The organism is Veillonella absiana, from assembly GCF_032970865.1.
Taxonomy (GTDB): Bacteria; Bacillota; Negativicutes; order Veillonellales; family Veillonellaceae; genus Veillonella; species Veillonella absiana.
Window position 1 is genome coordinate 141169 of sequence record NZ_JAWJZB010000007.1, and the last position, 10149, is coordinate 151317.

10 protein-coding genes and 1 tRNA gene are annotated in these 10149 nt (G+C 40.2%); all 11 read left to right on the forward strand.

The window, feature by feature from the left end:
* Positions 1-40: 40 nt before the first annotated feature.
* Positions 41-1294: a competence/damage-inducible protein A gene (locus tag RVY80_RS07165; RefSeq protein WP_317330069.1), complete on the forward strand. Its 1254-nt coding sequence runs from the start codon at positions 41-43 to the stop codon at positions 1292-1294.
* Entirely contained in the window at positions 1294-2337 is a 1044-nt protein-coding gene (gene recA / locus RVY80_RS07170) for a recombinase RecA (protein WP_295191528.1), read from the forward strand. The genes RVY80_RS07165 and recA overlap by 1 nt, the downstream gene beginning before the upstream one ends.
* On the forward strand, positions 2337-2825 hold the full coding sequence (locus tag RVY80_RS07175; protein ID WP_295191525.1) for a regulatory protein RecX: 489 nt from the start codon (positions 2337-2339) through the stop codon (positions 2823-2825). Before recA ends, RVY80_RS07175 begins: the two co-directional genes overlap by 1 nt.
* 138 nt (positions 2826-2963) lie before the next feature.
* Positions 2964-4508, forward strand: coding sequence for a ribonuclease Y (rny, locus tag RVY80_RS07180; RefSeq protein ID WP_295193497.1), 1545 nt, complete (start codon positions 2964-2966; stop codon positions 4506-4508).
* A gap of 343 nt (positions 4509-4851) precedes the next feature.
* Complete coding sequence (gene dnaG, locus RVY80_RS07185) at positions 4852-6627, forward strand: DNA primase (protein WP_317330071.1); 1776 nt, start codon at positions 4852-4854, stop codon at positions 6625-6627.
* 37 nt (positions 6628-6664) lie between these two features.
* Positions 6665-7819, forward strand: coding sequence for an RNA polymerase sigma factor RpoD (rpoD, locus tag RVY80_RS07190; protein WP_295191732.1), 1155 nt, complete (start codon positions 6665-6667; stop codon positions 7817-7819).
* Positions 7820-7993: 174 nt separating this feature from the next.
* Complete coding sequence (locus RVY80_RS07195; protein WP_317330074.1) at positions 7994-8332, forward strand: 6-pyruvoyl trahydropterin synthase family protein; 339 nt, start codon at positions 7994-7996, stop codon at positions 8330-8332.
* A complete protein-coding gene (locus tag RVY80_RS07200; RefSeq protein WP_317330076.1) occupies positions 8319-8969 on the forward strand; it encodes a radical SAM protein in 651 nt (216 codons plus the stop codon). The genes RVY80_RS07195 and RVY80_RS07200 overlap by 14 nt, the downstream gene beginning before the upstream one ends.
* A gap of 16 nt (positions 8970-8985) precedes the next feature.
* Positions 8986-9546: a GTP cyclohydrolase I gene (folE, locus tag RVY80_RS07205; RefSeq protein WP_317330082.1), complete on the forward strand. Its 561-nt coding sequence runs from the start codon at positions 8986-8988 to the stop codon at positions 9544-9546.
* Between the two features lie 46 nt (positions 9547-9592).
* Positions 9593-9667: transfer RNA gene (locus RVY80_RS07210), tRNA-Ile, on the forward strand.
* Between the two features lie 253 nt (positions 9668-9920).
* Positions 9921-10149: helix-turn-helix domain-containing protein (locus RVY80_RS07215; RefSeq protein WP_317330078.1), on the forward strand; the 229-nt coding region annotated here is incomplete at its 3' end.

Below are 10149 nucleotides of genomic sequence, written 5' to 3' on the forward strand. Positions count from 1 at the left end.
AACAATCAATTTAAAGTGACTCGTAAATGAGGTGATATGAATGATTGTAGAATTAGTCTCTACAGGTTCAGAATTATTATTAGGCGATACAGTGAATACTAATGTGTCTTGGTTGGCACAGGAGCTTAATAAATTAGGATATACCATTGCCTATCAATCGACAATTGGTGATAATCGTGGTCGTATGGCTGAAATATTTAGACGCGCCGCAGAACGGGCCGATATTGTCATCAGTACTGGTGGACTAGGTCCAACGCAAGGTGATATTACTCGTGAGGTTTTGGCTAGCGCTATGGGCCGCGAGGTAGAGTTTAATTCATTGGCTATGACGGAGGTCCAAAAGTTCTTTAAGCGCGTTAATCGAGAAGTGCCGACGGCGGCGAGTCGTAGAGAGGCCATCTTACCAGTAGGTGCTGGTGTATTGCGTAACCCTGTAGGCGTAGCCCCTGGGGTAACACTAGAGGTTGAGGATACAACATTCATTTTATTGCCAGGACCGCCAGGTGAAATGAAGGGCATGTTTACAGATTCGGTGGTGCCATACCTACAGGAACGCTTTGGATCCCAAGGTGTCGTAAAATCGTATCGTTATGGTATTTATGGTATTCGTGAAATCGATTTAGAGGATCGATTAATGGATTTGGTGAAAGAACAATCGAATCCGACTATCGCGTTCCTCATTAAAAAAGGGTATATTGAGTTGCGCATCACTGCTAAAGCTAATACAGCAGAAGAGGCTGAGGCTCTATTAAGACCATGGGATGAAATTATCCGAAATCGTTTAGGGACTCACGTAGGTCGTTCCTTAGATATACCTATGGAGGATCTACTGGGTAAAAATCTTACAGTAGCTAATGCTACCATTAGTACTGCAGAGTCTTGTACATCTGGACTCGTTGGTAAAACTATTACCAACACATCTGGTAGTAGTGCTTATTATATGGGTGGTGTTATATCTTACAGCAATGATATCAAGCATCGAGTACTAGGGGTTCCTCAAGAATTACTCGATACCTATGGAGCTGTGAGCGAACAAGTAGCTAGGGCTATGGCTGAAGGGGTAGCCCGCGTTACTGGTACTGATTATGCAGTATCTACAACTGGTATTGCTGGCCCTGGTGGGGGCAGTGAAGAGAAACCGGTAGGTCTTGTTTGGTTTGGTGTAACAGGACCTCATGGAACAGTGGCCCATAAGGCGAACTTTATTGGGAGTCGTGAAGAAATTAGACAAGGTGCAGCAGAGCTTGCACTTTACTATGTATATACTTATATGAAAGAGAAAGGAACTGTATAATGGCAGTAGACGGCAGACAAGCAGCGTTAGATAACGCGTTAAAACAAATCGAGAAAGACTTTGGTAAAGGGGCCATCATGCGCCTTGGTGAAGCAGCAGATAAAATGAATGTAGAAGTTATTTCTACAGGCTCCTTGGCGATTGACCTTGCTGTAGGTGTGGGCGGGTTCCCTCGTGGCCGTGTAATCGAAATCTACGGTCCAGAATCCTCTGGTAAAACAACAGTAGCTCTTCATGCTGTAGCAGAAGCGCAAAAACAAGGTGGTATTGCAGCTTTCATCGACGCAGAACATGCGATGGATCCAGTATATGCTCGTAATTTGGGCGTAGACATTAACAATTTGTTGATTTCCCAACCAGATAATGGGGAACAAGCATTGGAAATCACAGAATCTCTAGTGCGCAGTGGAGCAGTAGATATCGTCGTAGTCGACTCTGTAGCAGCGCTTGTGCCAAAAGCCGAAATCGAAGGTGAAATGGGCGATGCACACGTAGGTTTACAAGCGCGCTTGATGAGTAAAGCCCTTCGTAAATTGACTGGTATCATCAGCAAATCCAAAACTGTTGTTATTTTCATCAACCAATTGCGTGAAAAAGTAGGTGTTATGTTCGGTAACCCTGAAACAACAACTGGTGGTCGTGCGTTGAAATTCTATTCCTCTGTACGTCTTGATGTACGTAAAGGTGAATTGATTAAAGCAAACAATGAAAATGTAGGCACTCGTACAAAAGTAAAAGTTGTTAAAAATAAAGTGGCACCTCCATTTAAAGTGGCGGAATTCGATTTGATGTACGGTACTGGTATTTCTAAGGAAGGTACACTCATCGATATTGGTACAAGCATGGATATCATCAATAAATCTGGTGCGTGGTATTCTTATAATGGGGAACGTATGGGCCAAGGTAAAGAATCTGCAAAAGCCTATTTGAATGAGCATCCAGAAGTGGCACTTGAAATCGATCGTATCATCCGCGACACATTGGCTGTAGGGCCTGAAGAAATCGATGTAATCGGTGAAGAAGTTCACGAAGAGCAAGAGTAATGGATACTGACATAACATTACCACAAGCGATGGATCAAGCCCTTCGTTTTTTAGGGCAACGTTTCTTGAGTTGTTATGAATTGCGACAGAAAATGCGTCGTAAGAATATCTCCAACGAGCTCATCGATCAAGTTGAGGCTAAGATGATTGAATACGACTATTTGAATGACCAACGGTTAGCGGATCAAGTCTTGGCCTACATGATGAAAGAACAGAAATACGGAGCTTTTTTTATCAAACAGAAAATGAAACAGCGTGGATTAGAGGCGCCGAGTCAAATTCAAGGGTATGATGAAATGGCGGCTGCCTTTAAAGTGGTAGAACGTAAATTTGGAAAAGATGTGGTATGCCAATCAATGTATAGTGATTTTACAAATGAGCTTGCAGAGGGGCGAATTGTAAATGAATCGAAAGTGATTAGTGCATTAAAAAATCGAGGGTTTTCCCCTGCTATTATACGTGCTGTATGTAATGAACTAAAGCCTTAATTCTTGACAGAATAGGGCTTTAAGCATAAAATTAGAATAGCCTTATTTATATATATTTATAGGGTCTTAATTTTATGAATTAATATACGGCAACCCAAGAGCCGATGTTATCGGCTCTTATTTTTTTGACAGAAGGAGGTGAGACTCATTTTAGAATATAGTCTAATCGCTGTTGTAATGGTTCTCATAGGTTTAGGTGTTGGTTACTTTTTACGTAAAAATATTGCCGAAGGTAAGCTCAACCAAGCCGAACAAGAGGCAGCTCGTATCGTAGCCGCTGGAGAACAGGCAGCAGAGTCTAAAAAGAAAGAAGCATTGCTCGAAGCGAAAGAAGAAATTCATAAACTTCGCTCTGATGTAGAAAGAGAAAACAAAGATCGTCGTACGGAATTACAACGTATGGAACGTCGTATTCTTCAAAAAGAAGAATCTCTTGACAAAAAATTAGATACTATCGAACGTAAAGAAGAATCTTTACATCGAAAAGAATCTGATTTAAATGCAAGTCGTGAAAAAGTGGAAGCTTTACACGATCAACAAATGGCTGAATTGGAACGTATTTCTGGTATGACCTTTGAAGAAGCAAAATCCATTTTGCTTAACAATGTGGAACAAGAAATCCGTCACGAAACAGCTGTTATGGTAAAAGATATGGAACAGCAAGCGAAAGATGAAGCTGAGAAAAATGCAAGAGAAATTATTGCAGTAGCTATTCAACGTTGTGCAGCTGACCATGTGGCAGAATCTACAGTATCTGTAGTAGCATTGCCAAATGATGAAATGAAAGGTCGTATTATCGGTCGTGAAGGCCGTAACATTCGTGCCCTTGAAACATTGACTGGTATTGATTTGATTATTGATGATACACCAGAAGCAGTTATCTTATCTGGTTTTGATCCAATTCGTCGTGAAGTAGCACGTATTGCTCTTGAAAAATTGATTGTAGACGGTCGTATTCATCCAGCTCGTATTGAAGAGATGGTGGCTAAAGCTCGTAAAGAAGTAGATCAAACGATTAAAGAAGCTGGTGAACAGGCTACATTTGAAGCTGATGTTCATGGCTTACATCCTGAAATTATCAAGATTCTTGGCCGCTTGAAATATCGTACAAGCTATGGTCAAAACGTATTGAAACATTCCATCGAAGTATCCCATTTGGCAGGCATTATGGCTGCTGAACTTGGTTGTGATGTAGCCCTCGCTAAACGCGGTGGTTTGATTCATGATATTGGTAAAGCTCTTGACCGTGAAATTGAAGGTTCCCACGTTCAAATCGGTGTTGATGTAGCTAGAAAATATCGTGAAAGCGCTCTTGTAGTAAACTGTATCGGTGCCCATCATGGTGACGAAGAATTCCAATCTGTAGAAGCAGTATTAGTGGCTGCAGCAGATGCAATTTCTGCAGCTCGTCCAGGTGCTCGTCGTGAAACATTAGAAAACTACTTGAAACGCTTAAGTAAACTCGAAGAAATCGCTGAATCCTTTGACGGCGTTGAAAAATGTTTTGCTATTCAAGCGGGTCGTGAAATTCGTGTCGTAGTAAAACCTGATCGTATTGATGAAGCAGAATCTACATTGTTAGTTCGTGACATTATCAAACGTATTGAATCTGAGTTAGAATACCCAGGTCAAATCAAAGTAGTTATCATCCGTGAAACACGTGTGGTAGATTACGCAAAATAAAATTTAATATTAGCGCGAGATTACAAACGTGATTTAACTCTAATATTAGATTATAAATTAAAGAATCTAGGCTGCAATGTTCGCATTGCAGCCTATCTTTATCAGTACAGGACTATATAAATCTTTAATCAGTATAGGGATATATAATTCATGGTTAACACAGGTACTCTGACGTAGTATTGTCTATTGTATTAAATACAAATCATAGAGTTATAGCATATATGCCATACTGATATAGCAAATTAGCAAATACATAGAGGACTTTTATAGGTCTCTATCGAATATTTTTATAGGTCGCTATCGAATATAAAGTAAGGTTTAAGGTAGAAAGTAGGTGTTAGGATTGAGTCGATATTTTGACAATGAACTAATTGCACAAATTAAAGATGCCAATGATATTGTCTCTGTTGTATCCGAGCATGTAGCCTTAAAGAAAAAAGGACAGAATTATTGGGGCTGTTGCCCATTCCATAATGAAAAAACAGCGTCCTTTAGCGTATCACCAGAGAAAGGGTTTTATTATTGCTTTGGTTGCCGTGCATCGGGAAACTCTATTAAATTTTTGATGGAAATAGAACACTTAACATTTCCAGAGGCTCTTGAAAAATTAGCTAATCGCGCAAATATTGCATTGCCAGAGCAAGAATTATCACCACAACAACGAGCGCGTGAGTTGCATCGCAAGAAATTATATGAGGCTAATGAATTAGCAGCTTCATTTTTCCATAATTGTTTAACTCAAACATCTCTTGGTAAGGTAGGCTTGGAGTACCTTAAAAAACGAGGCCTCACAAAGGAAACGATTGATAATTTCCGATTGGGGTTTGCCCCAGAAGGTTGGGATCGACTGTATAAAGCATTCCGCGAGCGTGGCATTGAGGATTCTGTGTTACTGGAACTCAATTTGGCCCGTAAGAACTCTGAGGGACGAGCCTATGATTTCTTCCGAAATCGTGTGATGTTCCCTATCATGGATGGTAAAGGTCGTGTCGTTGGATTTGGTGGGCGCGTGATGGATGATAGTTCTCCTAAATATTTGAACTCTCCAGAATCACCTATCTTTGATAAAGGAAAATTGCTCTTTGCCTTTGATAAGGCTTATAAACGCATCCGTGAAACGAAACAGGCTATACTCGTTGAAGGGTATATGGACGTTATTTCAGCGCACAACAAGGGTATAACAAATGTGGTAGCCTCCTTGGGGACGGCGTATACGAATGACCATGGACATTTATTAATGCGACAAGCTGATGAAATTGTATTGGCTTATGATATGGATGGTGCAGGGCAACAGGCAGCTAAACGAGCCATTGAGTTGTTGCAAAATACAGACTTTAAAGTGCGTGTACTAGCCATGCCTGATGGTAAGGATCCTGATGATTATGTGCGTAATCACGGGGCAAAGGCCTTTGAAGAATTGGTGTCCAAGGCCATCAAGCCTTTTGATTATTTATTGAATGAGTCATTACTTCAACATGATACAAATGACTCTGATGGGAAACAGGCTGTATTACAGGATATGTTCCCTTACATTACCCATACGGAGAGTCAAACACAACGAGAGGATATGTTACGGTCTTTGGCGATGCCATTGTGGCTCGACAACAGTACGGTATTTAGATATTTCCGCAATTACACAAAAAAGGGCAATATTGAACTGCCTACTGAGGTACAATCAGTGACAAAAATGACACAGGCCGTATCCCCTGATGAGGAACAATTAATGGCCATGGCCATTAATGATGGTGAAAGTTTACAGGAAGTTTTACAATATTTACCGTTAGAGGACTTTCAAAATATTGAACATCGGGCTATAATAGAAAAGTTAGGGTCTATATATTCTAGTCACAATGGTTTTGATACTACGACTGTAGAGGAAACATTAACAAAAGAAGAATATACGGAATATGCTAGACTCATGATACTTGAAAATACAGGACGTGACATGGCGCGGTTACGTGGTTTGATTAGATCTGTAAGGCTCAGATCATTACGGGAGCAATATAAATTTCATTCAAGATTAGCTGATCAACTAAATCGTGCAGGAGATTCGACCTTCATTGGCGAATTACACAAGTGTCAGGAAATTCAAAAAATTATTAATGAATGGTCAAAATAGAAGTAATCTAGGTAGAAACTGAGAAAGGAAGAGCGCTGTGGCTAAGAAAGAACATAAAAGTCAAATTGAGGAGATTGTAGCTCAACTTCTCGAAAAAGGCCGTCAAGAGGGAGTTTTGACGCAAGCAGAAATAGCAGATGCTCTTCATGAGCAAACTGAATTAACGGCAGAGCAATTGGATGATATTTATACAACTTTCACCAAGTTAAATATTGAAGTTGTGCCAGATGAAGCAGTGGAAGCTGCTGATGATACAGATATTGTGGCAGACGATGATGACACACATTCGGAAAAAAATATTAATATTGATTTGAGTATCGATACAGGAGTTAACATTGATGATCCTGTACGTATGTACCTCAAGGAAATTGGCCGAGTGCCATTGTTATCTGGTTCAGAAGAAATCGTATTGGCGGAGCAAATCGAAGCAGCTACGAAAGAAGATGCCACATATAAGGAAATCAAGCTAGGTGAAAAAGCCAAGAAAAAATTGGTGGATGCCAACCTTCGTCTCGTTGTTAGTATTGCTAAACGCTATGTTGGTCGTGGAATGTTATTCTTGGATTTGATTCAGGAAGGTAATCTTGGTTTAATCAAGGCAGTAGATAAATTTGACCATCATAAAGGGTACAAATTCTCTACTTATGCTACTTGGTGGATTCGCCAGGCCATTACTCGTGCTATCGCTGACCAAGCGAGAACTATCCGTATTCCAGTACATATGGTGGAAACAATCAATAAATTGATTCGTATTTCTCGTCAATTATTACAGGATAAAGGTCGCGAACCATTACCAGAAGAAATCGCTGAAGGTATGGGGATTACGGTAGAGCGTGTTCGCGAAATTCAAAAAATCGCACAAGAACCAGTATCTTTGGAAACACCAATCGGTGAAGAAGAAGATTCACATTTAGGCGATTTCATTGAAGACCAAGACGCTATCGCTCCAGATGATGCAGCGAGCTATATTTTGCTTCGTGAGCAAATTGAGGACGTATTTACATGCCTTACTGAAAGAGAGCAACAAGTTCTTCTGCTTCGTTTCGGTTTGAAAGATGGTAAACCGCGTACACTTGAAGAAGTAGGTCAACATTTTAACGTAACTCGTGAACGTATTCGTCAAATTGAAGGCAAAGCGTTAACAAAATTACGTAATCGTGGCAAACGCGATAAAATTAAAGACTTCTTATAATAGAAGATATGAAACATACGGCCCATACAATGTATGGGCCGATTTGTGCTATAATAAGAAATGGTTTTCAAATACTAACCCTAGTTGTTAAATAGTAAGCGCGGTCCGGACAACATATATGGATGTTGGCTAGGTGTTTCGCTAATATTATGAATTAATAGAAATGAGATAAATATGTATACAGTTTCCAAACGGCTAGAGGTGAGCGCCTCTCATCAACTCAAATTAGATTATCCTAGTAAGTGTCAAAATTTACATGGACATAATTGGATTATTATTGTTCATTGTCGGTCCAAGGAACTTGATCACAATGGTATGGTCATCGATTTTACCATCATCAAGGAAAAAATCCACGGTCGTTTAGATCACCAACATATCAACGATGTGATGGGGGATATTAATTCAACTGCTGAGAACATGGCGAAATGGATTGCTGATGAATTAGGTGAAACATGTTTTAAAGTAGAAGTACAAGAATCAGAAGGAAATATTGCGACTTATGAACGTGATTGAGATGTTTGCTTCCATTGATGGGGAAGGTTCTCGCCAAGGGTTCTTATGCACATTCCTACGGCTCTATGATTGTAATATCCGTTGTTCCTATTGTGATACGACCTATAGCTATGGTCCTGAGGTGGACTATGAGCAATTGACGGTCCAAGAGGTGACTGACAAAATAGAACAGTTAGGCAATCACCGTGTTACTATCACTGGTGGCGAACCATTATTGCAGGAACCAGAGGTCATAGAGCTCATCGATGAGTTAACGAAACGAAACAAACAATATGATTTTAATATAGAGACGAATGGCACCATTGTGCCGAGCTTTCACCGGGACAATGTGTTTTTCACCTACGATTACAAGGGCCCGTCCTCATTGGCTGAGGACTCTATGAATCGAGATATTATGAAAGCCGCCACTGAGCGTGATTTGTTGAAATTTGTAGTAGGTACACCGCAGGATTTAGACAGAATGCGTCGTGTTCTTGAGACCTATCCTACGAAAGCACAAGCCTATGTGTCGCCTATATGGGGGCAAATAGAGGCGGTAACTATTGTGGACTATATGAAGGACCATAATTTGCAAAATGTGCGGTTACAGCTGCAAATTCATAAATTTATTTGGGATCCGAACGAGAAGGGGGTGTAGCTAATTTATGAGTCAAATAGATACGAAAAAAATAGAATCCCTAGTGTACCAATTGCTAGAGGCCATTGGTGAGGACCCGAATCGTGAAGGATTGCTTGAAACACCTAAACGGGTAGCCCATATGATGCATGAAATGTATGCAGGCATTCAATATAGCAATGCAGATATCGCCAAGATGCATGGCAAAACATTCCCCGTGGACACGAACCAGATGGTCGTGGTGAAAGATATCACTTGTTTTTCCAACTGTGAACACCATATGGCATTGATGTATAACATGAATATTAGTATCGGTTATATGCCCAAAGGAGGGGTCATTGGCTTGTCTAAAATTCCTCGCATTGCTGAACTTTGCTGTAAACGATTACAATTACAAGAAAAAATCGGCGAGGATATTGCCGAGGTGATTTCCTTGGCCACCGGTTCGGACGATGTAATTGTACATATTACTGCTTGCCATAGCTGTATGAGTGCCCGTGGTGTGAAGAGCACGGATAGTAAAACTACAACCCTTACTACGAAAGGTATCTTTAATGAAGACGCTATGATTCAACGATTTATGATGTTAAAAGCTTGACGAGTCTAGGTATAGTTCAGTATAATTGTTAGGTAGATTATCTATTGGGCCTATAGCTCAGGGGTAGAGCAATCGGCTCATAACCGATCGGTCCCTGGTTCGATCCCAGGTGGGCCCACCAATACAAAATAATAAAAAAGAAACGATAGTTCGATGACTTTAGATATATTTAATTATATTTTAAGTCATCATTTTTTTTGCTTAAGTGAAAGAGTGCTGATATTAGTGGGTTTATGTGCTGCATTAATAAAAATAATGAAAGTTTACGTAAATTGTAGAATGAAATTAAACACTAAAACTAAATAAAAAGATCCATAGGATTGCATCAATGGTAAAATTAAGTTACGACACAAAATTAACCGGAGGCAATCACTATGGACCACCTAAATAATACCATTAATACCCTACCTCGCAAAAGAGGACAACACTTAAGATTTGAAGATCGATGCGAAATCAAAGCGCTCCATAAGCAAGGTTACTTTTATCGCCAGATTGCAAAAGCACTTAATTGCTCACCTAGTACTGAGGGCTACGAATTAAAACGTGGCACTGCAACTAAGACGACACATCGAGGCAGACCAACAGAGTATGTACCTAGTCAAG

Coding starts and splice junctions, on each gene's coding strand:
- RVY80_RS07165 (WP_317330069.1), top strand. CDS start 41: ATGATTGTAGAATTAGTCTCTACAGGTTCAGAATTATTATTAGGCGAT.
- recA (WP_295191528.1), top strand. CDS start 1,294: ATGGCAGTAGACGGCAGACAAGCAGCGTTAGATAACGCGTTAAAACAA.
- RVY80_RS07175 (WP_295191525.1), top strand. CDS start 2,337: ATGGATACTGACATAACATTACCACAAGCGATGGATCAAGCCCTTCGT.
- RVY80_RS07195 (WP_317330074.1), top strand. CDS start 7,994: ATGTATACAGTTTCCAAACGGCTAGAGGTGAGCGCCTCTCATCAACTC.
- RVY80_RS07200 (WP_317330076.1), top strand. CDS start 8,319: ATGAACGTGATTGAGATGTTTGCTTCCATTGATGGGGAAGGTTCTCGC.